This is a genomic window from Pseudonocardia lutea (assembly GCF_042658055.1).
Lineage (GTDB): Bacteria > Actinomycetota > Actinomycetes > Mycobacteriales > Pseudonocardiaceae > Pseudonocardia > Pseudonocardia lutea.
Genome location: NZ_JBHSQK010000105.1, coordinates 16177 through 40122, shown reverse-complemented (window position 1 = coordinate 40122; position 23946 = coordinate 16177). Strand labels below are relative to the sequence as shown.

The 23946-nt window shown below is 73.9% G+C and carries 20 protein-coding genes; 12 read left to right on the top strand and 8 right to left on the bottom strand.

Annotation, left to right across the window (positions count from 1 at the left end; all coding sequences use genetic code 11):
• Nucleotides 1–265 precede the first annotated feature (265 nt).
• The 6 genes from ACFQH9_RS29800 to ACFQH9_RS29775 all read left to right on the top strand — a co-directional run bounded on the left by ACFQH9_RS29800 (nucleotide 266) and on the right by ACFQH9_RS29775 (nucleotide 7240).
• Nucleotides 266–643 carry a hypothetical protein gene (locus ACFQH9_RS29800; RefSeq protein WP_379571381.1) on the top strand — a complete coding sequence of 126 codons (378 nt, stop codon included), beginning with the start codon at nucleotides 266–268 and terminating at the stop codon, nucleotides 641–643.
• Nucleotides 640–2697, top strand: coding sequence for a hypothetical protein (locus ACFQH9_RS29795; RefSeq protein ID WP_379571379.1), 2058 nt, complete (start codon nucleotides 640–642; stop codon nucleotides 2695–2697). The genes ACFQH9_RS29800 and ACFQH9_RS29795 overlap by 4 nt, the downstream gene beginning before the upstream one ends.
• Nucleotides 2694–3089, top strand: coding sequence for a hypothetical protein (locus ACFQH9_RS29790; RefSeq protein WP_379571377.1), 396 nt, complete (start codon nucleotides 2694–2696; stop codon nucleotides 3087–3089). Before ACFQH9_RS29795 ends, ACFQH9_RS29790 begins: the two co-directional genes overlap by 4 nt.
• 132 nt (nucleotides 3090–3221) lie before the next feature.
• Nucleotides 3222–4925 carry a choline dehydrogenase gene (locus ACFQH9_RS29785; RefSeq protein ID WP_379571375.1) on the top strand — a complete coding sequence of 568 codons (1704 nt, stop codon included), beginning with the start codon at nucleotides 3222–3224 and terminating at the stop codon, nucleotides 4923–4925.
• A gap of 75 nt (nucleotides 4926–5000) precedes the next feature.
• Complete coding sequence (locus tag ACFQH9_RS29780) at nucleotides 5001–6266, top strand: glycosyltransferase family 2 protein (protein WP_379571373.1); 1266 nt, start codon at nucleotides 5001–5003, stop codon at nucleotides 6264–6266.
• A gap of 101 nt (nucleotides 6267–6367) precedes the next feature.
• Nucleotides 6368–7240, top strand: coding sequence for a glycoside hydrolase family 16 protein (locus tag ACFQH9_RS29775; protein ID WP_379571371.1), 873 nt, complete (start codon nucleotides 6368–6370; stop codon nucleotides 7238–7240).
• A gap of 111 nt (nucleotides 7241–7351) precedes the next feature.
• Here the strand turns inward: ACFQH9_RS29775 and ACFQH9_RS29770 are convergent, their stop codons facing one another.
• Both ACFQH9_RS29770 and ACFQH9_RS29765 read right to left on the bottom strand, forming a co-directional pair.
• Nucleotides 7352–8734 (bottom strand): glycosyltransferase family 4 protein, encoded by a 1383-nt coding sequence (locus ACFQH9_RS29770; RefSeq protein WP_379571369.1) that lies wholly within the window; start codon nucleotides 8732–8734, stop codon nucleotides 7352–7354.
• Between the two features lie 38 nt (nucleotides 8735–8772).
• A complete protein-coding gene (locus ACFQH9_RS29765; protein ID WP_379571367.1) occupies nucleotides 8773–10458 on the bottom strand; it encodes a lipopolysaccharide biosynthesis protein in 1686 nt (561 codons plus the stop codon).
• 303 nt (nucleotides 10459–10761) lie between these two features.
• On the opposite strand from ACFQH9_RS29765, the gene ACFQH9_RS29760 reads away from it, so the two are divergent.
• The 3 genes from ACFQH9_RS29760 to ACFQH9_RS29750 all read left to right on the top strand — a co-directional run bounded on the left by ACFQH9_RS29760 (nucleotide 10762) and on the right by ACFQH9_RS29750 (nucleotide 12776).
• On the top strand, nucleotides 10762–11352 hold the full coding sequence (locus tag ACFQH9_RS29760; RefSeq protein ID WP_379571365.1) for an acyltransferase: 591 nt from the start codon (nucleotides 10762–10764) through the stop codon (nucleotides 11350–11352).
• Between the two features lie 142 nt (nucleotides 11353–11494).
• Nucleotides 11495–11923, top strand: a complete 429-nt coding sequence (locus ACFQH9_RS29755; RefSeq protein WP_379571363.1) for a hypothetical protein — start codon at nucleotides 11495–11497, stop codon at nucleotides 11921–11923.
• 1 nt (nucleotide 11924) lies between these two features.
• Nucleotides 11925–12776, top strand: coding sequence for a polysaccharide deacetylase family protein (locus ACFQH9_RS29750; RefSeq protein WP_379571361.1), 852 nt, complete (start codon nucleotides 11925–11927; stop codon nucleotides 12774–12776).
• A gap of 61 nt (nucleotides 12777–12837) precedes the next feature.
• On the opposite strand, the gene ACFQH9_RS29745 is transcribed toward ACFQH9_RS29750, so the two are convergent.
• The 4 genes from ACFQH9_RS29745 to ACFQH9_RS29730 are packed head-to-tail and all read right to left on the bottom strand — an operon-like array spanning nucleotide 12838 to nucleotide 17316.
• Nucleotides 12838–13974, bottom strand: coding sequence for a DegT/DnrJ/EryC1/StrS family aminotransferase (locus ACFQH9_RS29745; protein ID WP_379571359.1), 1137 nt, complete (start codon nucleotides 13972–13974; stop codon nucleotides 12838–12840).
• Between the two features lie 56 nt (nucleotides 13975–14030).
• A complete protein-coding gene (locus tag ACFQH9_RS29740) occupies nucleotides 14031–15161 on the bottom strand; it encodes a DegT/DnrJ/EryC1/StrS family aminotransferase (protein ID WP_379571357.1) in 1131 nt (376 codons plus the stop codon).
• Nucleotides 15158–16168, bottom strand: coding sequence for an NAD-dependent epimerase/dehydratase family protein (locus ACFQH9_RS29735; RefSeq protein ID WP_379571355.1), 1011 nt, complete (start codon nucleotides 16166–16168; stop codon nucleotides 15158–15160). The genes ACFQH9_RS29740 and ACFQH9_RS29735 overlap by 4 nt, the downstream gene beginning before the upstream one ends.
• A complete protein-coding gene (locus ACFQH9_RS29730) occupies nucleotides 16165–17316 on the bottom strand; it encodes a Gfo/Idh/MocA family protein (RefSeq protein WP_379571353.1) in 1152 nt (383 codons plus the stop codon). Before ACFQH9_RS29730 ends, ACFQH9_RS29735 begins: the two co-directional genes overlap by 4 nt.
• 630 nt (nucleotides 17317–17946) lie before the next feature.
• On the opposite strand from ACFQH9_RS29730, the gene ACFQH9_RS29725 reads away from it, so the two are divergent.
• The gene (locus tag ACFQH9_RS29725) at nucleotides 17947–19383 is read left to right on the top strand and encodes a lipopolysaccharide biosynthesis protein (protein ID WP_379571351.1); all 1437 of its coding nucleotides are present in this window, start codon (nucleotides 17947–17949) and stop codon (nucleotides 19381–19383) included.
• A gap of 128 nt (nucleotides 19384–19511) precedes the next feature.
• Here ACFQH9_RS29725 and ACFQH9_RS29720 read toward each other — a convergent pair whose 3' ends face one another.
• Nucleotides 19512–20984: an NAD-dependent succinate-semialdehyde dehydrogenase gene (locus ACFQH9_RS29720; RefSeq protein ID WP_379571349.1), complete on the bottom strand. Its 1473-nt coding sequence runs from the start codon at nucleotides 20982–20984 to the stop codon at nucleotides 19512–19514.
• Nucleotides 20985–21062: 78 nt separating this feature from the next.
• On the opposite strand from ACFQH9_RS29720, the gene ACFQH9_RS29715 reads away from it, so the two are divergent.
• Together ACFQH9_RS29715 and ACFQH9_RS29710 are read left to right on the top strand one after the other, a co-directional pair.
• Nucleotides 21063–22232, top strand: a complete 1170-nt coding sequence (locus tag ACFQH9_RS29715; protein WP_379571347.1) for an acyl-CoA dehydrogenase family protein — start codon at nucleotides 21063–21065, stop codon at nucleotides 22230–22232.
• 8 nt (nucleotides 22233–22240) lie between these two features.
• Nucleotides 22241–23272, top strand: coding sequence for an acyl-CoA dehydrogenase family protein (locus tag ACFQH9_RS29710; protein ID WP_379571345.1), 1032 nt, complete (start codon nucleotides 22241–22243; stop codon nucleotides 23270–23272).
• Between the two features lie 109 nt (nucleotides 23273–23381).
• Here the strand turns inward: ACFQH9_RS29710 and ACFQH9_RS29705 are convergent, their stop codons facing one another.
• Nucleotides 23382–23867, bottom strand: a complete 486-nt coding sequence (locus tag ACFQH9_RS29705; RefSeq protein ID WP_379571343.1) for a pyridoxamine 5'-phosphate oxidase family protein — start codon at nucleotides 23865–23867, stop codon at nucleotides 23382–23384.
• Nucleotides 23868–23946: the final 79 nt, after the last annotated feature.

Sequence of the window (23946 nt, the reverse complement as noted above, 5' to 3'; positions counted from 1 at the left end):
CGGCCGGCAGCGACCGTCCCGCGCCCCAGCGGCCCTCGGCGCAGCGCGAGGCGCTCGACGCGCGTTACGCCCTCGAGGAGGAGGCCTCCTGAGGGGCCGCCTCCTGCGGATCACCGGCGCCCGGCATACTCGAGCCGGGCGCCGGGGACCGTCCGGCGGGGCGCGGCTCGGCGGCCCCGCCGCGCGGGCCGGTGCGCCGCGCGGTGCCGGGCACCGGAACGGTGTCGACCACGCATGAGGACCGGCGAGGGAACGGAGTGACGCGGTGAGCATGCCCTCCGCGGCGGAGCTGACGCGCGCCCGCACCGCGCGCCGCGGCGTCGCCCTGATGCTCGTCGTCGCCGGCCTCGCGGCGTGCGCCCTCAGCCTGCTGAAGGTGACCGGGGGCACGGCGGGCGACCTGCGCCTGTTCATCACGATCGGCTTCCTGCTGCTGGGCCCGGGCTGGTCCGCGGCGGGGTTCCTGCGCCGAGCGCCCGCGGCGCACGTCTGGCTGCTGACCGTGGGCGTGGGCGTGGCGACCACGCTGCTCGCCGCGCAGATCATGGTCAGCACCGTCTGGTGGCACCCGGACCTGATGCTCTACATCATCACCGCGATCAGCGTCCCGTTCCTGCTGCGGCACGCGGTGGTCGCCCAGTGACCACACAGGACACCCGCCGGGGCGGCGGCCGCGACGGCGGCGCCCCGCGCGAGGGGACCGGCCGCGCCGGCGAGGAGACCCGGGCCGTCCGCATCGACCCCGAGGCCACCCAGGTCCTCGGCCCCGTCGGCGCGGTCGCGGGCTCCGGCCCGGACGGCACCGACCCGCCCACCGCGGCCATGCCGGTCGTCCCGGGACCGGCACCGAGCGCCGGGCCGCCGGCCGAGCCGTCCTGGCTCGAGCGGAACCGGGTCGTGATCGACCGCTGGCTGGCGCCGGTGCTCGCCCTGCTGGCGCTGGCGATGCTGCCGCTCGCCGTGGTCACCACCGACCTGAAGGCCCTCGACGGCTGGGGCCTGGCCAAGGTGCTCGGCGTCCCCGGCTGGCTGGCCCTGCTGTTCGCGATCGGCTCGTGCCTGACCGAGCTCCACGCGAAGCGGCCGCGCATCCCGATGCTCGGCACCGCGACCGGCGTGCTGATCCTGTGCTCGACCGGCCTCCCGTCCGTCGTCGAGCCCGCCGCGCGGTTCGGCACGGCCTGGACGATCACCGGCTTCGTCGACGCGGTCGCGGTCGCCAACGGCGTCCCGCCGCAGGGTCTCGACGCCCGGTTCTCCTGGCCGGCCTTCTTCGCCCAGTGGGCCTGGTTCCGCCAGGCCGGCGGTGCCCACCAGCTGGACGAGGTGCTGCGCTGGTTCCCGCCGGCCGTGGTCACGGTCTGGGCGATCGGCATCTACGCGCTGGCCCGCTCCATGCTGGGCGGCACCCGCGCGCCCTGGGCCGCGGCCTGGCTGTTCGTCGGCCTGAACTGGATCGAGCAGGACTACTTCTCGCCACAGGCCACCGGCATCTGCCTGCTGCTGACGGTGCTGACCTTCGCGCTCGGCCCGCTGGCCACCCGCCGGACCGACCCCAGCGGGGTCCCCGGCTGGCCCGCGCCGCACCGCGGCGCCAAGCGGCTGCCGCTGCTGCACCGCTGGCTCGTCTCCGGCATGACCCCGCCTAACCGGCCGACGCTGCCCCCGCGCCAGCTGCTGCTCGTCTACTTCTGCGCGGCGCTGTGCATCCTCGCGGTGATCCCGGCGCACCAGCTGACGCCGTTCGCGATCCTCGGGCAGCTCTTCCTGCTCGCCGTGGTCGGTCGCTACCGGGGCCGCGGACTCGTGCTGATCGGCATGATCGGCGTCGTCCTGTTCATCCTGATCGCCGCCCGGAACATCTGGATGAACCAGATCACGCTGTTCATCGGCACCGGCGACACGGGCGCCGCGCTGCAGGAGGGCGTGGCCGACCGGCTGACCGGCGACTTCGGCCAGGTCGTCGTCAAGTACGGGCGCGTGCTGGTCGCCGGCTGCTCGTACCTGCTGGGCATCGTGGGCGCCTGGGTGTACTGGCGCCGGCGCCGGGACCTCGTGCCGATCGGGCTCGCGGTGGTGCCGATGGCCTTCGCCGCGCAGGGCTACGGCAGCGAGGGCTTCCTGCGGATCGTGCTGTTCGGCCTGCCGATCCTGACCATCCTCGGCGCGGACTTCCTGCGGTGGACGGTGCGCAAGCGCGCGTGGATGCGCCCGGTGCTGGCCGTCGGCATGGTCGGCCTGTTCGGCACGCTGGTGTTCCTGCGCGGCGGCAACGACTCCTACCAGGTCGTCTACCCCGAGGACGCCGCGATGTTCCGGTCGGTCGTCGCGACGACCCCGCCCGGGCAGAACGTCATCCCGGTGTCCGACCCGGGGCCGTTCGCGATCGAGGGGCTCACCCTCTTCGGCCGCGGCGGCGGTGTGCCGGGCTGCGGCCGGATCGGCGTCTCGAACGATCCCATCGGCTGCACCGACAGGGTCGCGCCCGACGTGATCGTCAACTTCGGGTCGATCGAGGCGCAGGGCGTGTACCTCTACGGCAAGCCGCACAACTGGTCGCTGGACTACGCGAACACCCTGGTCCAGCAGGGCAAGTACTACTTCTGGTACCAGAGCCCGGACGACCCGTACGACTACGTGCTGCGCAAGGTCGGGGCGCCCGTGCTCCCCGGCGGCACCGCGGGGAGGCCCGGATGACGATCGATCCGGCCTTCGACAAGTGGGTGTGGCTGTCGTTCCTCGCCCTGCTGGTCGTGCTCGGCGTCCGCGCCTGGGTGGTGGAGAGCAGCCGCACCCGGCTCGGGCGCACGCCCACCCGGGTGCGTGCGCTCACCGTGGCCTCGGTGGGCGTGGTGGCCGTCGTCGTCGCGCTCCTCACCGTCCAGGGTGGACGCCAGGTCGTCCACTCCGTCCTGACCCGCACGGATCCGGTCACCGGGCTCCCGCTGGACGCGCCGCGGCAGCCCGCCCCGGCCGTGCCCGCGGACCCGAACGCCCCGGCCGTCGACCCGAACGCGAACCCGGGCGCACCCGCGGCCGCCGACCCGAACGCGAACCCGAACGCACCCGCGGCAGGTGCCGCGCCCTGACCTGAGTCGGGGTGGTGGATTTCACCGCGATATCGTGGCCGCCGCTGCGGGCGCGGCGACCCGGACCGGTACCGGGAGGGGCGACGCCGGGAGCAGGCACGCAGCGTTCCCAGGAGGAGGGCTCAACACTCCATGTCGGACAAGATCTACGACTTCGTCGTGGTCGGCGGCGGTGCCGCCGGGTGCGTCCTGGCCAACCGGCTCAGCGCCGACCCGGCCCACCGGGTGCTCCTCCTCGAGGCCGGGAAGTCGGACCCGTTCTGGGACGTCTTCACCCACATGCCGGCGGCGATGGGGCTCGCGATCGCGAGCCGGAGCCACAACTGGCACTACGTCTCCGAGCCCGAGCCGTTCATGCAGAACCGGCGCATGGACCTGCCGCGGGGCAAGCTGCTCGGCGGCTCCGGCTCGATCAACGCCATGACCTACGTCCGGGGCCACCCGGCGAACTTCGACCAGTGGGCGAAGGTCGTCGGCGACGAGGCCTGGGACTACGCGCACGTGCTGCCGTACTTCAAGAAGATCGAGGACTCGGTGACCTTCGGGGGCAACGAGTTCCGCGGTCGCGGCGGCCTGCAGACCGTCGAGCGCGCCCCGGCCGACCATCCGCTGTTCGCGCTGTTCTTCGAGGCCGCGCAGCAGGCCGGGTACAACCTGACCGCCGACCTCAACGGCGCGGTGCAGGAGGGTTTCGCGGCCTTCGACCGCAACATCCGCCGGGGCCGGCGGCAGTCGTCCTCGCAGGCGTACCTGCACCCAGTGATGGGGCGGCCGAACCTCGAGGTGCGCACCCACGCGCTGGCCACCCAGATCGTGTTCAGCGGGACCCGGGCGGTCGGGGTGACCTACCGGGCCGCGGGCGGCCGCGAGGAGATCGTCCGGGCCGAGGAGATCATCCTGTCCGGCGGCGCCTTCAACACCCCGCAGCTGCTGCAGCTGTCCGGCGTGGGTCGCGCCGAGGAGCTCGAGGCCGTGGGCGTGGCCCCGGTCCACGACCTGCGCGGGGTGGGCCACAACCTCGAGGACCACCTGGCGGTCCAGGTCCAGCACCGGTGCACCCAGCCCATCTCGATGGTGCACATGAAGGACAAGAAGAACTGGCCGAAGATGGGCCTGCAGTGGCTCGCCGGCCGGGGGCCCGCGGTGAGCAACCTCTTCGAGGCCGCGGGCTTCATCCGCAGCAACGAGGACATGGAGTTCCCGGACGTCATCGTCGGGTTCGCGCCCATGGCGATGGCCTTCGACGAGAAGCGGATCGTGGAGGGGCACGGCTACCAGGTGCACGTCGGCACCATGGCGGCGCGCTCCCGGGGCAGCGTCACGCTGCGTTCGGCGGACCCGGCTGCGCACCCGCGGATCATCTTCAACTACCTGGACAACCAGCGGGACCGGGACGACTGGGTCAAGGCGATCCGGATCGCGCGCGACATCATGGCCCAGCCGGCCTTCTCCGGCGTGGACGGCGGCGAGGTCGTCCCCGGGCCGGAGTTCCAGACCGACGAGGAGATCCTCGACTGGATCTCGCACACCGCGCAGACCGGGCTGCACCCCACGGGCAGCGCCCGGATGGGCCGCACCGCCGACGACGTCGTCGACCCGGCCACCATGCGGGTGCACGGCATCGAGGGCGTCCGGGTGGTCGACGCGTCGGTCTTCCCGACCGTGACCAACACCCAGACCTACGCGCCCACCCTGATGGTGGCCGAGAAGGCGTCGGACATGATCCTCGGCAACACGCCGCTGGAGCCGGTGCGCCTCGCCCGCCCGCAGGTCGTCTCGCAGGCGCGGCCCGCGGCCGCCCCGGAGGACGTGGTGGCCCCGGCCGGCTCGGCCTGAGCCGGCCGCCGGCCGGTCCGGGTCGGACGGTCCGAACCGGACGGAGCACGCGCACCGTCGACGAAGCACGGGAGGATGAGCATGGAGCTGCCGGGGCGGGCGCCGGCCTGGGTCGGCCGGGTCGAGCGGCGGGCCGAGGGACCGGACGCGCTGGACCTGTCGGTGGACCCCCGCTACCTGGCGGCCCGGCTGCTGGTCACCGAGGGCGGCGTCCCCGCCGGGCTGATCACGGTCGGCCTCACGGGCGGCCGCGCGACCACGTCGACGGTCCGCGCCGCGATCGAGGAGCAGCTGGGTCCGGACACCGGCGAGCGGGCCGCGGAGGAGGCACTGCCGCCGTCGGACGAGCCGCTCACCGTCGTGATCGCGACCCGGGACCGGGCGGAGAGCCTGCGCACCAGCCTGGCCGCCGTCGTCGCGGGCGACCACCCGGCCGTCACCGTGGTCGTGGTGGACAACGACCCGCCGGACGAGAGCACCCGGCTGGTCGCCGAGGAGTTCGCCGACCGGGGCGTGGTCTACGTGCGCGAGCGACGCCGCGGCCTCTCGGTCGGGCGCAACCGCGGGCTGCGCGAGGCCGTCACCCGGCTCGTCGCGTTCACCGACGACGACACCGAGGTGGACCGGCGGTGGGCGAGCCGCATCGCCGCCGTGTTCGCCGCCGAGCCGGACCTGGCGTGCGTCAGCGGGCCCGTGGTCGGCGCCCGGCTCGAGACCGAGGACGAGCTGGCCGCCGAGCGGGCCCTGGTGTGGAACCGGGGCTTCGAGGCGCGCCGGTACTCGCTGGCGGACCCGCCGGCGGACTCGGCGATCTTCCCCTTCTCGCCCGGCCTGTTCGGCATCGGCGCCAACTTCGCGGTCCGGGCGGACGTCGCCCGCGCGGTCGGCGGTTTCGACGAGGCGCTCGGCGCGGGCGCGCCGACCCGCGGCGGCGAGGACTGCGAGTTCATGGTCCGGCTCGTGCTGGCCGGGCACCAGGTCGGCTACGACCCGGGCGCCTTCGTCTGGCACCACCACCGGTCGTCGCCGGAGGAGCTGCGCCGGCAGATGCGCGGGTACTCGATGGGGCTGGGCGCGTTCCTCACCAAGATCGCTCTCGACCCCCGCGCCGGCGCCATGGCCGCGAAGCGCCTGCCGGCCGCGGTCGCGCAGTTCCGGCAGATCGGCGCGCGCGAGGCCACGGCGGGGGAGGGCGTGGCCGCCGGCGGCATCGGGGAGCGGCTGGCGTGGATCGTCGACGGGGGATCGGCCTACGTCCGCGGTCGCCGGGCGACCCGGCGGGCGGGCGGCCGGGTGCCCCGACTGTCCCCGGTGAACTCCCACGTCACGTCCGGCCGCTGACGTCGTTGGACTCGGAGACGGGAGCCCCGGCCGGGTGCTCTACGCTCCCGGCTTGTCTGCTTTGTCCGTTCTGAGTGGTCCGATGTGAGCGAGGAGTCCCAGTGTCCGAACCATCCGGGGACGGTGGTGGCGGTGCCCCCACCCGGGGGATCTCCCGCCGTACCGGCCTGATCCTGGCCGGTGTCGCGGCCGTCGCCGTGATCGCGCTGATCGCCGTGCTCGTCGGGCGCCCGTCGTCGGACTCCGGGACCACACCGGGCAGCGGTGCCGTGTCGGAGCCGGCCGGCCCCACGACGCCGACCCGGAGCCAGAGCGCGGGCGCCGACACCAGCGCGGCCACCCTGCTCGGCTGGGGCGAGCCGAGCCGGGTCGACGAGTTCGACGGCCCGCGCCCGGCCGGCTGGAGCATCTACAAGGGCGAGGGGCACGACGGGAACGGCCGCCGCACCACCGAGTCGATCCACGTCGACAACGGCATCCTCACCATCAAGGGCGACGCCGAGGGCAACACCGGCGGCCTCGCGCTCAACCCCGGCCAGATGTACGGGCGCTGGGAGGGCCGGGTGAAGCTGCCGACCAGCGATCCCACGTACCACGCGCTGCTGCTGCTGTGGCCGGACGAGGAGAACTGGCCGGAGGGCGGCGAGATCGACTTCATGGAGGCGACCTCCGGCGACCGGCAGAACGTCAACTCGTTCCTGCACTACAGCGAGGACAACAAGCAGGTCGAGCACTCCGTCGACGTGGACGCCACGGAGTGGCACAACTGGGCGGTCGAGTGGACCCCGGACCACGTCATCGGCTACCTCGACGGGCGCGAGTGGTACCGGGTCGAGGACAAGGACAAGCTGCCGCCGGGCCCGATGCACCTGTGCATCCAGCTGGACTGGTTCCCCGAGGACGGCGACCCGAAGAACGTGAAGCCCTCCGAGATGCAGGTCGACTGGGTCAAGGAGTACAAGGTCAGTGCCTGACCTCCGTGCCTGACCTCCGTGCCTGACCTCCGTGCCTGACCTGCGACACGGACCGGCCGGTGCCCCCGCGAGGGGACACCGGCCGGTGTCGTTCTCGGTGGTCCCGGGGGATCAGCCCCGCCGGACCGCCTGCAGCTTCAGCGTCTTCGCGTTGGCGATGTCGATGCTGCCCGTGTCCGTGTCGATGTCCGGGTCGAACCAGTCCGGCACCGGGGCGGCGATGCCCGGCGCGATGCGCTCCGAGCTGTTGAAGGTGTCCGGCTTGACCCGCCCCGCCGCGCGGGCCGCGAACCACGCGCCGACGGACGCGACCGTGCGGGCCACCTCGGCGCGGCTCGGCCGGACGTGCGCGGCCAGGGCCTTCCGGTACCACTCCATCTGCACCCGCAGCGCGTGCTCGAGGCTGTAGTGCCGGCGCACGAGCTCGAGGGCGAAGGCGGCGTTCTCCTTGCGGCGCACCTCGTCCGAGAGCAGCGTGTGCAGCTCGCGGACCAGCGTGTCCTCGCCGGTGCCGCCGTCGCCGATGCCGTAGAAGCCGCGCCAGCGGAACAACCGGGCGGACTCGCGGTCGAGGATCTGGAAGTAGCCGCGCTCGCCCTGCACGATGCAGGGCTTGCCGAAGGCCATGGCCCGCAGGATCGACCCGCCCATGCCGAGCGCGATGTCCGCGGCGGCGTAGGCGGGCCGGGGGTCGACGCGCAGCCCGGGCAGCAGCACGACCTCGCGGCCGGCACGCGCGTTCGTCGCGTCGGCGAGGGCCCGCAGCTCGGGCATGGCGGGCCCGTCGCCGACCATCACCAGCCGGATCCGGTGGTACGGCGCGATGCGGCCGGCGGCGCGGATCGCCGTCTCCAGGCCCTCCTGCTTGAGCGCCCGGGCGAACCGGCTGACCACGACGACGGCGATCTCGTCCGGCGCGATCCCGAGCTCCGCCCGGAAGGCCGCCCCGCCCGGGAAGTCCGGGTACTGGCCGACCGTGTCCGTCGGGATCTCCAGGACCCCGATCGGCCCGCTGCGCTCGCGGGTCTCCATGGCGATCAGCGGGCCGCAGACCTGCAACGGCACCGTGGCGGGCATGAAGTCCGGCACGGACATGCTGTTGATCGTCATGGTCATCGGCACGTCGTCGAGGCGGTGCGGGCCGAGGAAGGCGAGCAGCGCGGGAGTCAGCTCGTAGGCGTGGACGAGGTCCGGCCGCACCCGCCGGGCCAGGTCGCGGATCCGCTTGTAGGCGGCGCGGGCCGTGGGCGCGATGTTGTCCGGGACCAGCTCCTCGACCGCCTCGAACGGCACGCCCCGCTCGCGGATGACGTCCTCGAGGACGCCGGGCGGGCCGGCGAGCACGACCTCGTGCCCCATGTCCCGCACACCCGCTGCCAGGTCCACGGAGTTGCGCTGGCTGCCGCCGATGTCCAGGTTGTGCAGGACGACGAGCAGGCGCAGCGGCCGGTCCGTGGGCCAGCGGCTCGTGCCGGGGGCACTGTGCGCGTTCACTCCTCGGGTCTCCCTCGTGTGTGAAGAAGGGCCGTCCGTCAGGACGGACGCCGGCCCGCACCGGTCGCCAGCCCGGCGACGGGGGTCGGCTCGGTCGGGGGGTCGGACCGGTCGGCGGGGGCGTCGCCGTCGCCGGTCTCCTCCTCGACGGCGTCGCGCCGCAGCGTCCGCATGAAGCGGACGAGCGGGACGGCGACGACGAGCGCCGTGACGGCCTGGGCGAGGAGGAACGCCAGGCCGGCGCCACCGATGCCCATGCGGCCCATGAGCACCACCGCGAGCCCGATGACCAGGGCCGCGGTGAACACCTCCAGCACGACGACGCGCCCCATCTGGTTGCGCAGCCGGGAGGTGTTGATGAAGTTCATGTTGATGATCGTGAAGGGGATGGCGAGCACCGCGTAGCGCAGCACCCAGGTGCCCTGGTCGGAGTACGCGTCGCCGAGCACCGAGAGCACCCAGGGGGCCAGGAGGAACAGCGCCGGCACGCCGAGGCCGCCGATCAGGTAGCTCAACCGGAAGGTGCGCTTCATCAGCGCCCACTGCTGGCGCCGGTCGTGGCTGGTCTCCACCACGTAGGAGGAGCTGATGTTCCAGATGAGCACGCTGAACGACTCGGCGATCAGCCAGGGCAGCGCGAAGTAGGCGTTGGCCTCGGTGCCGAGCGAGGCGACGACCAGCAGCGGCAGGACCAGCGGGATGATCACCGTGACGGCGCCGGTGGCGTACTCGGCGAGGAAGATCGTGAGCAGCCCACGGCGGTCCGGCATCGGGGGCGTGCCCTCGCCGGGCGGGGGCACGCGGGGGAGCAGCCGCAGGAACAGGATCGGCGAGATCACCAGCTGCAGCACGATGATCGGGATCGCCCAGGCGACCAGGATGCCCTTCTCGAACGCGAGGTTCGCGAAGAGGATCAGCAGCCCCATCTTCCCGAGCGCGAACAGCAGCTGCTCGAGCGGGATCCAGGTGGAGCGGCGCAGCCCGGTGAGCACCCAGTCCTGCAGCGTCGACAACGCCAGCAGGGCCACGAGCAGCGGGAACGCCGCCCGGTCCCAGAGGGTGGGGAAGAGCTCGTCGTGCGGGAAGAACACGAGGAAGCCCGCGCCGAGCAGCAGGGCGATCGCGGTGGCGATGCCGTACCCGGCCAGGACCAGCGCGCGGGCCTTCGTCCCGGCCGAGGCCAGCACGCGACCGAAGAGCAGCCCGACGTTCGACGCGGCGACCTGCGACAGCATCGTCGCCGTGGAGAGGATGGCCGACGAGCGCCCGACCTCCGTGGCGGGGAGCCGGGCGGCGATCGCCCAGAAGCCCAGCCCGACGAGCGCGGTGATGCCGGTGGCGGCCATCAGGGCGAAGGCGTTGAGCTCGAGGCTGGGCAGCAGCGAGCGGCGCCTGCGGGGCGGCTCGTCGCCGCCCGCCACGGCCTCGGCCGGCTCCGGGGTCCCGTCCGCGCCGTCCGTCCCGGCGGCGGGGTCCTCGGTGCCGGCGTGCTCGTCCGTCGCCCCCGGCACCGGCGCGGTCCGCAGCCCCACGGTCTCCAGTGCGGCGTTCTCCGCTGTGCCCGGCGCGGGCACCTGCAGCGCGGCGAACCGCTCGGTTGGGGGATCGGCGTACGGGTCCGCACCGGGACCCGTGACCCGGTTCCGGGGTGCGCCCGCGACGGTCCGGCCCGGACCGCTCGCGAACCGCTCCTCGCCGCGCACCGGACCCCTGTCTCGCTCCACTACCGCAGTACCCCGTCAGACCTGTCCGTGCCGCGCGCACCCGGCGGGCGCTGGTCGCCGCTCCTCGTCTCGGTGATCGGAGCCTAATGGTCGACTCGCCGGCGCCGGTTCCGGGGTGTAACCTGCCCGATTCGCGCCCGGCGGGCCGCTCCGCTCCGAATCGTCCATCGGGACCGGAAGGGGCCGCGTTACACCGGGTCCCGACACCGTCACGCTCGCGGAACTCGGCCTGGTTGGGACCGTGACGGCGGTGCCGCGGCTATCGTCGGCGCCGCAGGGACCGGACGGACGGCGGGAGCGCGCATGACGGGGACCACGACCGGGGTGCGGGTGCACCCGCAGGGGCTCTGCGAGAGCACGGACGTCGGCGAGGGGACCCGGGTGTGGGCCTTCGCGCACGTCCTGCCCGGGGCCCGGGTCGGCCGGGACTGCAACATCTGCGACTGTGCCTTCGTCGAGGACGGCGCGGTGCTCGGCGACAACGTCACGGTCAAGAACGGCACCCTCGTCTTCTCCGGCGTCACCTGCGAGGACGACGTGTTCCTCGGGCCCAACGTGCTGTTCACCAACGACCTGCGGCCCCGCGCGGCGATCAAGCGGGGGCCGGAGGCGCTGCTGCCGACCGTGGTCCGCCGCGGCGCCACGCTGGGCGCGGGGTCGGTGGTGGTCTGCGGCACCGAGATCGGCGAGCACGCCTTCGCCGCGGCGGGCGCCGTGGTGACCCGGTCGGTGCCGGCCCACGCCTTCGTCGCCGGGAACCCGGCACGGGTCAAGGGCTGGGTGTGCGTGTGCGGCGAGCGCCTCGGCGAGGACCTGGTGTGCCCGGACTGCGGGACCGCGCACGAGCGCGCCGGGGAGGGACTGCGCGTCAGCGGCCGCCGGGGCCGTCGCTAGAGTCCGACGGCGGAAGAGTCCACCGGGGACCCCGCCGGCGTCCGGCCGGCCCCGAAGCGGGACGCCGCCCCCACCGTCGCCCCGCGCCGTGGAGCGCGGGCGTCCCGCGTCCCGACCACACCGGACCGAGGAGCAGACCGACATGGCCCGTGCCGCCCAGACCTCCACCACCGCAGCGAACACCGCGCTGCGCGCCCTGCGCGACGTCGGCGCGGCCGCCTGGTTCGGCGGCTCGCTGATGGGGGCGTCGGGGCTCAACGCCGCCGCCGACGCCGCCGGCGGTCCGGTGGAGCGCGAGCGCGTGGTCGCCGCGGGCTGGGCGCGCTGGACGCCGATCTTCCGGGCCGCCGCGGCCGCGCACCTGCTGGGCAGCGTCGGACTGCTGGCCCGGCGGCGCAGCAAGGCGGACCTGGTCGGCCTGGGCCTCACCACCGCCGCCGTCGGTGCGGTGGCGGGCACGGCCGTGATGGGGTCCAAGGAGGTCCCCGAGACGACCATCCACGCCGTGGAGTGGACGGTCCCCGCGCTGCTCGCCGGGGTGATCCTCAGCGGCCTCGGCCGGAAGGGCTGACGTGGCGTCGGCGGTCTCCTCCCTGCGCAGTTCGCTGGGCGAGCTCCCCGCGGCCCAGGCCGCGTACCGGTGCGCCGTGGCCGGTCGGATGCGGGCGGAGCGGTGGGGCCTGGCCCTCGACGAGGCGCTGCGCACCCGCACCGGCCTGACCCGCCCGCGCGGCACGGGCGTCGGCCGGATCCTCGCCTACCACTCCATCGGCACGGAGTCCTGGGGCGTCAACGACGTCCGGCCCACCGACTTCGAACGGCACCTGCAGGTCGCGGTCGACGAGGGGTGGACCTTCGCCACCCCGGCCGAGGTGCTCGCGGCGCCCGAGCGCAAGCAGCTCGCGATCACCTTCGACGACGGCGCCACGAGCGTGCTCGACAACGCCGTGCCGGTGCTGCGCCACCACGGCGTCCCCGCGACGATGTTCGTGGTCAGCGGGTGGGCCGACGGCGGGCACGACGCGGGGTACGCGCACGTGCTGGACTGGGCCGGGCTGGCCAGGCTCGAGGCGGCCGGCGTCACGCTGGCCAGCCACTCGGCGTCGCACCCCGACTTCGGCCGGCTCGACGCCGCCGCGGCCGAGCGCGAGCTCGTCGGCTCGCGGACCCGGCTCGAGGCGATGCTCGGCCACGAGGTCGACGAGTTCGCCATCCCCTTCGGGCAGTCCGCGAACTGGACGCCCGAGGCCGGTGCGATCGCGAGCAGGGTGTACCGCACGGTGTACGCACAGGCCGTCGACACCCGGCCGGCAGGCACGATCCCGCGCACGTTCATCACCCAGATCGACCGGCCGTTGATCTTCCGCGCCGCGCTCTCCGGCGCCTTCGACAGCTGGGAGGAGTGGTTCCTCGGCCCCCGCTGAGCACGGGCGGGCGGCACGCTCGCTCACGAGGTGAGCGAACGTGCCGTTCGCCGTGCAGGGGTCACAGGGCGGTGCGGAGGACGTCCACCACGCGCTGCTGCTGCTCCTCGGTGATCTGCGGGTAGAGGGGCAGCGAGAGGATCCGCTCGGCCGCCGCCTCGGCGACCGGGAAGTCGCCGGTCTTGCCGAGGTGGCCGAAGGCGCCGGTCAGGTGGACCGGGGTGGGGTAGTGGATGCCCGCGCCCACGCCGTGCGCGTTGAGGTGCGCCAGGACCTCGTCCCGCCGGTCGACCTCGATCACGTAGAGGTGCCAGACCGGCTCGTTGCCGGCCGTGACCGTCGGTGTGGTGACGCCCGGCAGGTCGGCCAGGAGGGCGTCGTAGCGCGCGGCGGCGGCCCGCCGGGCGGCGTTCCACGCGTCGAGCCGGGTGAGCTTGGCCGAGAGCACGACGGCCTGCAGCGCGTCGAGCCGGCTGTTCACGCCGGCCACGGTGTGCTCGTACTTGCGGGGCGAGCCGTGCGCGCCGAGCAGCCGGACCCGCTCGGCCAGCTCCGCGGAGTTCGTGAGCACCGCGCCCGCGTCGCCGTAGGCGCCGAGGTTCTTGCCGGGGTAGAAGCTGGTGCCGGCGATGTCGCCGATCGCCCCGGCCTGCAGTCCGTCGCGCCGCGCGCCCTGGGACTGCGCCGCGTCCTCGCAGATCGCGACGTGGTCGGGGAGCCCGGCCTCGAGCCGCGCGACGTCGGCGACCTGGCCGTACAGGTGCACCGGCAGGACCGCACGGGTCCGGTCGGTGACCGCGGCGAGGGCGGCGTCGACGTCGATCAGCGCCGTGCCGGGCTCACAGTCGACGAGCACGACCTCCGCCCCGGCACGCACGACCGCCTCGGCGGTGGCGATGAACGTGTTGGCCGGGACGAGGCACTCGTCGCCGGGCCCGACGCCGAGCGCGCGCAGGGCGAGCTCGAGCGCGTCCGTGCCGTTGGCCACGCCGACGACGTGCTCCACGCCGGAGTACGCGGCGTAGGCGGCCTCGAACTCGGCGACGGCCGGCCCGCCGACGAAGGCGGTCCGGGCCAGGACCTCCGCCCAGCCCGCGGCCTGCTCGGCGGTCGCCTCGGCGTGCTGGGCGGCCAGGTCGACGAGGGGGATCGGGGCCGTGCCGTCGCTGCGGACGACCGGCGTGAGGGGGGCGGCCATACGGCTCCTTGGGACTCGGGGAGCGGGGCTCGGGGGAGCGGGGGTCTCGGGCGCGGTCAGGCGCCGGTGGTCGCCAGGCCGAGGGCGCCGGCGAGCGCGTCGACGACGGCGCGCTGCTCGGCCTCCCCGATCTCGTGGTGCACCGGGAGGATCACCGTCCGGCGGGTGAGGTGCTCGGTGACGGGCAGCGGCGCGTGCGGGTGCCCGGCGTAGGCGGGCTCCAGGTGTGCGGCCATGATCCCGCGGCGGGCGGAGACCCCGGCCTCGGCGAGCGCACCGAGCACGGCGACCTGGTCGGCGCCCTCGGGGAGCTCCACCCAGAAGGACTGGTAGTTGGCCGTGCCGTGCGGCGGGTCGCCGACCGCGCGCAGCCCGAGCGGGGCGAGCAGCTCGCGGTAGCGCTCGGCGATCGCGCGGCGCTGCGCCACGATCCCGGGCAGCCGGCCGAGCTGGACCAGGCCCATCGCGGCCTGCATGTCCGTCATCCGGTAGTTGAACGCCGTCTCGTCGTAGCCCTCGAGGACGACCTTCGTGCCGGCGGCGTGCCGGTCCGCCGCGGAGACGGTCATCCCGTGCTCGCGCAGCCGGCGGATCCGCGCGGCCCACTCGGCGTCGTCCGTGGTGACCATGCCGCCCTCACCGGTGGTGAGGAGCTTGCGCGGATGGAACGACCACGCCGCGAGCAGGGCGCCGGTCCCGACGGGGCTGCCGTGGAGCGTGGCGCCGGCGGCGCATGCGGCGTCCTCGACGACCGGGACCTTGCCGCAGACGGCCGTGATCGCCGGGACGTCCGCGGGCTGCCCACCCTGGTGGACCACGAGCACGGCCTTGGTCCGCGGGGTGAGCACGGCCGCGACGGTCTCCGGCGTGACGTTGCCGGTCCCGGGCTCGACGTCGGCGAACACCGGCGTGGCCCCGCAGTAGCGGATCGCGTTGGCGGTCGCGACGAACGAGAACGACGGGCACACGACCTCGTCGCCCGGGCCCACGCCCAGCACGTACAGCGACAGGTGCAGCGCGGTGGTGCAGTTCGAGGTCGCGATCGCGTGCGCTGCGCCGACGTGCGCGGCGAACGCCTTCTCGAACTCGGCGACCCGGGGGCCCTGGGCCACCCAGCCGGACCGCACGACGGCCGCGACGGCCTCCGCCTCCTCGTTACCGAGGAGGGGCTTCATGACCGGGATCACGCGCCGACCTTCAGCGGGGTTCCGGTCTCGTCGCTCCACCACTGCACGAGGCCGCGCAGACCCTCGTCCATGCCGATGGCCGGCTTCCAACCGAGGTCGCTCGCGGCGGCAGAGATGTCCGCGAGGCGGCGCGTGACGCCGTTGACCTGGCGAGCCGGACCGAACTCCGGGGTGAGATCGGAGTCCATCGCCTCCAGCAGCGCCTCGGCCAGCTCGGCCAGGCTGATCTCCTCGGAGGTGGCGATGTTGTAGACCGCGTCCGTGACCGGGGCCTGCGCGGCGAGCACGTTGGCCCGGGCGATGTCGTGGACGTGGACGAAGTCCATCGTCTGCTTCCCGTCGCCGAAGATCAGCGGGCGCTCGCCGCGGGCGATCCGCTCCATCCAGCGGATCAGCACCTCCGTGTAGACGCCGTAGGCGTCCATCCGCGGGCCGTAGACGTTGAAGTAGCGCAGCGCGACGTAGTCCAGCCCGTTCATGGCGTGGAAGCTGCGCAGCATGCCCTCGTTGAACGCCTTGGCGGCGCCGTAGAAGGTGTCGTTGTTGTACGGGTGATGGCGCTCGGTGGTGGGGAACTCCTCGGCCAGCCCGTAGACCGACGCGGACGAGCTCGCGACGACCTTCTCGACCCCGTGCTCGACGGCGGCCTCGATGATCGTGAAGGTGCCGTCGACCAGGCTCTCCAGCGCGGTCCGCGGCTGCTCGGCGCACTGGGTGATCCGCAGCGCGGCGAGGTGGAAGACCAGGTCCTTGCCGGCGGTCAGCTCGCCGACCAGCCCGCGGTCGTTGATGTCGCCCTCGACGAGGGTCAGCCGGTCGCCCGCCGCCTCCTGCGCCGCGGCGATGTTCTCCCGCCGCCCGCGCACGAGGTTGTCCAGCACGACGATCTCGGCCGCGCCGGCCTCGACGAGCTGGTCGACCAGGGTCGAGCCGATCGTGCCGGCACCACCGGTGACCAGGATCTTCTGACCCTCGACCGGCTGGGCCGCCTGCTGGGACTCGGTCACACCGTCACCTCTCCGCGGCCGCGCTGGGCCATCGTGGTCGGAACGTCCTCGATCACCCCGGCGGTGGCGCGCGGGGTCTCCTGGATCGTGCGGATCGGCACGGACATGCCGTCCTTCGCGAGGCTCTCCGAGGCGGCCTCGAGGATCGCGAGGACCCGCAGGCCCGCGAAGCCGTCCGTGAGCGGGCGCCGGTTCTCGGCGATGGCCGCCGCGAACTCGACCATGACCGACCGCAGGGCCTCCAGGTTGGCCAGGGCCGGGGCGACGGTGTCGCCGGTGCGGTACGAGACGAGCCTGCGGCCGCGGACGTCGGCGTCCTCCAGCTCCGACTGGATCCGGTCGACCCCGCGGTCGTGCTCGGAGAGCCGCTGGGTGGGGTTGAGGTCGTCCCACACCACGGTCCGGTTCGACCCGCCCACCACGAAGGTGCGGATCTTGGTGGGCGAGAGCCAGTTGACGTGCACGTGCGCGAGCGCGCCGTTGGACAGCCGCAACGTCAGGTGCGCGACGCAGGCGTGCCCGGCGTTGACCGGGTCGGAGCCGTGCGCGGCCACCGAGACCGGGAAGACGTCGTCCGGGAGGATCGCGTCGAAGATGGACAGATCGTGCGGGGCCAGGTCCCACAGCACGTCCACGTCGGGCTGCACGATGCCGAGGTTGATCCGCACCGAGTCGATGTACTGCAGGTCGCCGAGCCGGCCGCTGCGCACGACCTCACGGATGTGCCGGACCTCGGAGGTGTAGCAGAACGTGTGGTCGACCATGAGCACGCGGCCGAGCCGCTCGGCGGCCTCGACCAGCTGCCGGCCCTCCTCGTAGGTCGGGGCCAGCGGCTTCTCGATCAGCACGTGCTTGCCGGCCTCGAGCGACCGCATCGCCACGTCGAAGTGGGTCGCCGCCGGGGTGGCGACGGCCACCGCGGACACCGCGGGATCGGCCAGCACCTCGTCGAGCGAGGTGGAGATCCGCACGGTCGAGTAGTTGCCCAGGACCTGCCGGGCCCGGTCGGCGTTGAGGTCGCACAGGTACTCGAGGTGCAGGCCCGGGGTCTGCTGTGCGTTGCGGACGAGGTTGGGACCCCAGTAGCCGCCGCCGACCACGGCGATCCCGATCGGACCGTCGCTCTCCACTGTGTACCCGTCCGCCATCCGTCCCGTTCCCCCGCGTCTGCCGGTGATCTCGGGTCCGGACCCTACAAGGACCCCTTCGGGTGATCAGCGGCGCGTCGGGGGAGGCCGGGAACGCCCCGGCGCGTCCACCTCCGGGCAGCCCGTCCCCGGGCGTCCCGTTCGCCCGGGCGACGCGCCGGGTGTCCTTCGGGCGGCCGGGGCGGCGGGTGACCCGTCGGTAGACTCGGCGCCCATGTTGACGGCCAGGCTTCCCCATCTGCCCCCCGTGGTGGGAGCTGTCCCGTCGTCCGCTCCCGTCGCTGCCGAGGCGCAGTGACCCGACCGGACTCCGAGGCCAGCACCCCTGTACCCGCTGACTCCGCGCACCGGCGCGAGGAGTCCGACCCGCCTCCCGGCGCGAGGCGATCCCCGGTCCCCGACCCCGCTCGGCGACCGGCACCCCTGTTCGACGACGCCGTCCCCGGTTCCGCCGGCGACCGGCGGTTCCCCGAGGGCGGTACGGCGGCGGCCCGCCCCGGGGGAGCCGCGGCGGGCCGCCCCGGAGGAGCCGCGGCGGGCCGCCCCGGGGGAGCCGCGGCGGGCCGCCCCGGCGGATCCGGGCCCGCCGGCCGGTTCGACGGCCCACCCCGGCCGAGCGACCCACCGACCGTGGAGCTCGCTCCCGGCACGGTCGCCGTCGAGGCCCGGTCCGACGGCCCAGGCGGCTCTCACCTCTCCGGCGGCGCCGTCGGGCCCGCGGCTCCCGAGCCGCGGGCCCCCGAGCCGCCGGCCCCGGCGGCCAAGGACCTCGGGTCCTCCGAGGGCGGCTCCGCCAAGCGGGCCCTCTCCGACGGCCTGTCCCTGTCGATCAGCGGCGCCGTCGGGTCGCTGGCCGGCTTCGTCAGCTGGCTGATCGCGGCGCGGATCATGCCGCAGGAGGCGGTCGGCTACGCCTCGGCCTTCGTGTCCGCGTTCCTGCTGGTCGCGGGCGTGGCGCAGCTGAACCTCGACTCCGCGATGATGCTGTGGATGCCCAAGGCGGGCCGCAAGGCGTCGACCCTGTTCTGGCGCAGCCACCTGGTGATCATCCCGTCGTGCGCGCTGGTCGGGCTGGTGTACGTCCTGCTCGAACCCCTCATGGCGACGACCGGCGCCGGCGGTCACCTGCCGGTCTGGGTCGGCGGCCTGTTGTTCCTGCTCGCCGGCATCGGCTGGGGCCTGTGGGGCGTGCACGACTTCAGCCTCATCGCCGTCGGGAAGACGTGGTGGGCGTCGTGGCGCAACATCGCCTTCGCCGTGGCCCGGATCGGCATGCTGGTCGCGCTGGGGGCGAGCCTCGGCCCGCTCGGCGTCGTGCTGTCGTGGGTGGTCCCGATCGCGCTGTGGACGCTCGGCAGCGCCGTCGTCGGCGGCATCTACACCCGCAAGTTCGCGCGGCTCTCCGACCAGGAGTGGCTGCCGACGCGCCGGGAGGCCGTGCGCTTCCTCGGCCCGACCACGCTGGCCCACTGGGGCACGGTGCTGCTGTTCAACCAGGTCACGGTGATCGTCACCCAGCGCTTCGGCCCGACGACCGGTGCGGCGTTCTTCATCGCCTGGCAGGCGGTGATGGTGATCGACATCGCCGCGCAGCGGTTCATGCAGTCGCTGTCGGCGCAGCTGGCCCGGGACCCGGAGAACGCGAAGGCGCACATCCGGGCCTCGCGCAAGCGGCTGTACGTGATCTTCCTGCCGATGATCCTGGTCGGCGTGCTGCTGGCCCGGTTCGGGCTGGAGTTCTTCGGACCCGGCTACGCCGAGGCCGCCGACGTGCTCCGCGTGCTGCTGCTCGGCATGGTCGCCCGCCTGGTGATCTCGCACGAGCTCGGCGTGCGGCAGGCCCGGCACGACGGCGTCGGGTTCGCGCGGCTGCAGCTGCTGAGCACCGCGTTCGTGATCGCGGTGGTGCTGTTCATCCCGATCGGGCCTTCCGACGCCGCCGGGTCGCACCCGGTCGAGCAGCTGATGCCGGTGGCCGCGGGCTACGCGATCTCGCAGCTGGTGTGCGCGGTCGCGGTGGTCGTGTGGCCGCGGATCCGCGGTCGGCGCACTCCCGCCCAGGCCTGACGCACCATGGAACCATAACGCTCGATTCCTGCCCGGATCTGAGCGTTATGGTTCCATGACACTCGAATTCGGGTGGAGAACGAGCGTTATGGTTCCATAACGCGTTCAGTCGGGCGCCTGGACGCGGGTCAGCCCAGGCCGCCGATGGCGACGTACTTGACCTCGAGGAACTCCTCGATCCCGACGGTGCCGCCCTCGCGGCCCAGCCCGGACTCCTTGATCCCGCCGAACGGCGCCGCCGGGTTGGACACCAGCCCGGTGTTCAGCCCGACCATGCCGCTCTCGAGCTTCTCCGACACCCGCAGCGCCCGGTTCAGGTTCTCCGTGAACACGTAGTTGACCAGGCCGAACTCGGTCGCGTTGGCCGCGGCGAGGGCCTCGGACTCGGTGTCGAACACCGAGATCGGCGCCACCGGCCCGAAGATCTCCTCGTGGTTGAGCCGGGACTCCTTGGGCACGTCGACGAGCACCGTCGGCGGGTAGAAGTAGCCCGGGCCGTCCGCGGCCCTGCCGCCGACCTTGACCTGCGCGCCGTTCTCGACGGCGTCGCCGACGAGGTCGACGACCTTCTCCCGGCCCTTCGCGTCGACCAGCGGGCCGACCTGCACGCCCTCCTCGGTGCCGCGCCCGACCTTGAGCCCGCCCATCCGCTCGGCCAGCTTCGCGGCGAACTCCTCGGCGACCCCGCGCTGGACGTAGAAGCGGTTGGCCGCGGTGCAGGCCTCGCCCATGTTCCGCATCTTGGCGAGCATCGCGCCCTCGACGGCCTTGTCGAGGTCGGCGTCGTCGAACACCAGGAACGAGGCGTTGCCGCCCAGCTCCATCGAGGTGCGCAGGACCTTGTCGGCGCACTGCCGCAGCAGGATCTTGCCGACGCCCGTGGAGCCGGTGAAGGAGAGCTTGCGCGCCCGGCCGTCCGTGATGATCGGTTCCATGACGCCGGCCGCGTCCGTCGCGGTGATCACGTTGAGCACGCCGGCGGGCAGCCCGGCGTCGAGCAGGAGCTGGCCCAGGGCCAGCATCGACAGCGGGGTCTGCGGCGCCGGCTTGATCACCACCGTGCAGCCGGCCGCGATCGCCGGGCCGATCTTGCGGGTGCCCATGGCGAGCGGGAAGTTCCACGGCGTGATGAACACGCACGGGCCGACCGGCTGCTTCATCACCAGGAAGCGGCTGCCGCCGGCGGGGGCCGTCGCGTAGCCGCCGCCGATCCGCACGGCCTCCTCGGCGAACCAGCGGAAGAACTCGGCGGCGTAGGTCACCTCGCCGCGCGACTCCGCCAGCGGCTTGCCCATCTCCAGGGTCATCAGCAGGGCGAGGTCGTCCGCCCGGCCGATCATCGCCTCGTAGGCCCGCCGCAGGATCTCCCCGCGCTCGCGCGGCGCCATCGCGGCGAAGCCGGCCTGCGCCTCGTGGGCGGCGGCGAGGGCCGCCATGCCGTCCTCCGGCCCCGCGTCGGCGACCTCGGCGAGGACCTCGCCCGTCGACGGGTCCTCGACCTTCGTCGTCGCCCCCGACGCCGCCGGCCGCCACTCGCCGCCGATGAGCAGTCCGGTGGGGACGGCCTCCAGGACCTTCCGTTCGAGATCGGGGTTCGTCATGTCCCGGATGTTCCCATCCCGCCACACGTTGATGCACGACCCCGATCCGTGGGCTAGGAAGGAGCCGTGACGGACACGATGGCGACACTGCCGGATCTCGTGCCCCCGCCGGTGGAGCTGCCGGAGCGCGTCGCGGCGCTGCGGGCCGAGGTGCGCGCGTTCCTCGCCGAGGAGCGTGCCGCCGGGGCCTGGAGTCCGCGGGCGGACACCTGGCTCTCGGGGTGGGACGAGCGGTTCACCAAGGAGCTGGCCCGGCGGGGCTGGCTGGGGATGACGATCCCGACCGAGTACGGCGGGCACGGGCGCGGCGCGCTCGACCGGTACGTGGTGACCGAGGAGTTGCTGGCGGCGGGCGCGCCGGTGGCGGCCCACTGGGTCGCCGACCGGCAGATCGGGCCCTCGCTGATGCGCTTCGGCACCGAGGAGCAGCGGCAGCGGTTCCTGCCGGGCATCGCGGCCGGCGAGGTGTACTTCGGCATCGGGATGTCGGAGCCGGACTCGGGCTCGGACCTGGCGTCGGTGCGCTCGAAGGCGGACCGGGTCGAGGGCGGCTGGGAGCTGACCGGCACCAAGGTGTGGACCTCCGGCGCGCACCACGCGCACGCCTTCTTCGCCCTGGTCCGGACCTCGCCGAAGGAGGACGGCAACCGGCACGCCGGGCTGTCGCAGCTCATCGTGGACCTCAAGGCGCCGGGGGTGACGATCCGGCCGATCCCGCTGCTGACCGGTGCGCACCACTTCAACGAGGTGGTGTTCGACAAGGTCTTCATCCCGGACGGGATGGTGCTCGGCGAGATCGGGCAGGGCTGGCACCAGGTGACCTCGGAGCTGGCGTTCGAGCGCTCCGGCCCGGAGCGCTACCTGTCGACCTTCCCGCTGCTGGTGGCGTTGCTGCGGGAGATCTCCGCGCAGGACCTCGACGCCGGGCGGCGCCGGGACCTGGGCGGGCTGGTGTCGCGGTACTGGACACTGCGGCGGATGTCGCTCGCCATCGCCGGCGCGCTCGACGCCGGCCAGGCGCCGGAGCTGGCGGCGGCCGTGGTGAAGGACCTGGGCACCCGCTTCGAGAACGAGGTGATCGACGCCGCGCGGCTGCTCGTGTCGATCCCGCCGGACCGGGGCGCGGAGCAGGGCGGCTACGCCCGGTTGCTGGCCGACGCGGTACTGCACGCCCCGGGCTTCACGCTGCGGGGCGGGACGAACGAGATCCTGCGCGGGATCGTGGCACGGGGGCTGGGTCTGCGATGAGCGGTGGGATGAGCTCCGAGCTGCGGGAGATGGCGGAGTCGGTCTTCGGCGACGCCTGGGACAACTCCACCGACGTGTTCGACGCCGAGCTGTGGAGGACCGTCGAGCAGACCGGCCTGGCCCGGCTGACCCTGCCCGAGGACGCCGGGGGCAGCGGCGGCACGATGTCCGACGCGGCGGCCGTGCTCACCGCGGCCGGGCAGTTCGCGGCGCGGGTGCCGCTGGTGGAGACCGACCTGCTGGCGGCCTGGCTGCTGCACGCGGCCGGGCTGGAGGTGCCGACCGGGCCGCTGTCGGCGACGGTCGCCGGGAACCTGACGGTCCAGCCGGCCGCGGGCGGGGCCGAGGTGACCGTGTCCGGCACGCTGCGCCGGGTGCCGTGGGGCCGGGCGGTCTCGGCGGTCGCGGTGCTGGCCGGCGAGCAGGTGCTGCTGGTCGACACCACCGGGGCGGTCGTGGAGACGGAGGGGGCGAACCTCGCCGAGGAGCCCCGGGACGACCTGGTGGTCAACGAGCTCACCGTCCGCGCCGTCGCCGACGTGCCGTCGGTCGCCCTGGTCGAGTACCCGCTGCGGGCGGCGCTCGGGCGGGCGCTGCTGCTGGCCGGGGCGGCCCGCGGAGCCCTCGCCATGGCGGTGCGGTACGCGACCGAGCGGGTGCAGTTCGGCCGGCCGATCGCGAAGCTGCAGGCCATCCAGCAGTCCCTGGCGCTGGCCGGGGCCGAGGTGGCGGCCGCCGCGGCGGCGACCGAGGCGGCGGCGCGCGAGGTGGACAAGCACGGGTTCGCCGAGGCGTCGCTCGCGATCGCCGTGGCCAAGGCTCGCGCCGGGGAGGCGGCCGGGCAGGTCGCCCGGATCACCCACCAGGTGCACGGGGCGATCGGGTTCACCCGCGAGCACGACCTGCGGCTGGTCACCACCCGGCTCTGGGCGTGGCGGGACGAGGACGGCTCCGAGGCCTACTGGAACGACCGGGTGGGCGCCCGCGCGCTCGAGGTCGGGCCGGACGGCCTCTGGCCGCTGCTGACCGGCACGCCCTGACGGATCACGGAGCCATGACGCGTGCCGGAGGATGCGCGTCATGGCTCCATGGCGCCCAGTCGGAGCCTCGAATGCGCATCGTGGCTCCGGGACGCGGCGGGCGGGGAGGTCAGCCTCCGGGCCGCTGTCGGGTGCCCGGCAGCTTCCGGAAGTCCCAGCTGCTGATCTTCTCGGGCACCAGGCGCAGCCACGCGTGCCGGCCGTCGATCACCACGTGGCCGCCGGAGTACTTGTCCGCGAAGGCCTGCTCCACCCGCTCCAGCTCCGGGTTCGCCTCACCCGTGCGCGGAATCTCGCCCACGGGCTCGACGCGGCCGCGCAGCTCGACCCCGCGCAGCTGGTCGTACTCCTCCCCGGAGTCCACGACCACGGCGATCCGCGGGTCCTTCTCCAGGTCCGCCCAGCGCTGCGCCCGCACGAGCGAGGTCAGCCACAGCGCGGTGCCGTCCCAGTGGAACCAGAGCGGGGTGGCGTGCGGACCGTTCGTGCCGTTGGTGGCGACGCGGCAGGTGCGCTCCTCGGCGAGGTAGGCGTCGCGCTCGTCGTCGGTCATCGCGATGGCCCGGCCCCGGCGCTGGGTCTTGGGTGCGGTCATGGTCGCGGACATTACCGAGCGGTAGTTCAGGGCCGGTAGCGCCGACGCCGGGCGGACATCTTTTCAACACTCGTTGAAA

Bases quoted from the DNA above. Each gene is read 5' to 3' on its own strand.
- ACFQH9_RS29760 (WP_379571365.1), top strand. From the start codon at position 10,762: ATGACGGGGACCACGACCGGGGTGCGGGTGCACCCGCAGGGGCTCTGC.
- ACFQH9_RS29755 (WP_379571363.1), top strand. From the start codon at position 11,495: ATGGCCCGTGCCGCCCAGACCTCCACCACCGCAGCGAACACCGCGCTG.
- ACFQH9_RS29780 (WP_379571373.1), top strand. From the start codon at position 5,001: ATGAGCATGGAGCTGCCGGGGCGGGCGCCGGCCTGGGTCGGCCGGGTC.
- ACFQH9_RS29710 (WP_379571345.1), top strand. From the start codon at position 22,241: ATGAGCTCCGAGCTGCGGGAGATGGCGGAGTCGGTCTTCGGCGACGCC.
- ACFQH9_RS29705 (WP_379571343.1), bottom strand. From the start codon at position 23,867: ATGACCGCACCCAAGACCCAGCGCCGGGGCCGGGCCATCGCGATGACC.
- ACFQH9_RS29785 (WP_379571375.1), top strand. From the start codon at position 3,222: ATGTCGGACAAGATCTACGACTTCGTCGTGGTCGGCGGCGGTGCCGCC.
- ACFQH9_RS29790 (WP_379571377.1), top strand. From the start codon at position 2,694: ATGACGATCGATCCGGCCTTCGACAAGTGGGTGTGGCTGTCGTTCCTC.
- ACFQH9_RS29730 (WP_379571353.1), bottom strand. From the start codon at position 17,316: ATGGCGGACGGGTACACAGTGGAGAGCGACGGTCCGATCGGGATCGCC.
- ACFQH9_RS29720 (WP_379571349.1), bottom strand. From the start codon at position 20,984: ATGACGAACCCCGATCTCGAACGGAAGGTCCTGGAGGCCGTCCCCACC.
- ACFQH9_RS29745 (WP_379571359.1), bottom strand. From the start codon at position 13,974: ATGGCCGCCCCCCTCACGCCGGTCGTCCGCAGCGACGGCACGGCCCCG.
- ACFQH9_RS29715 (WP_379571347.1), top strand. From the start codon at position 21,063: ATGGCGACACTGCCGGATCTCGTGCCCCCGCCGGTGGAGCTGCCGGAG.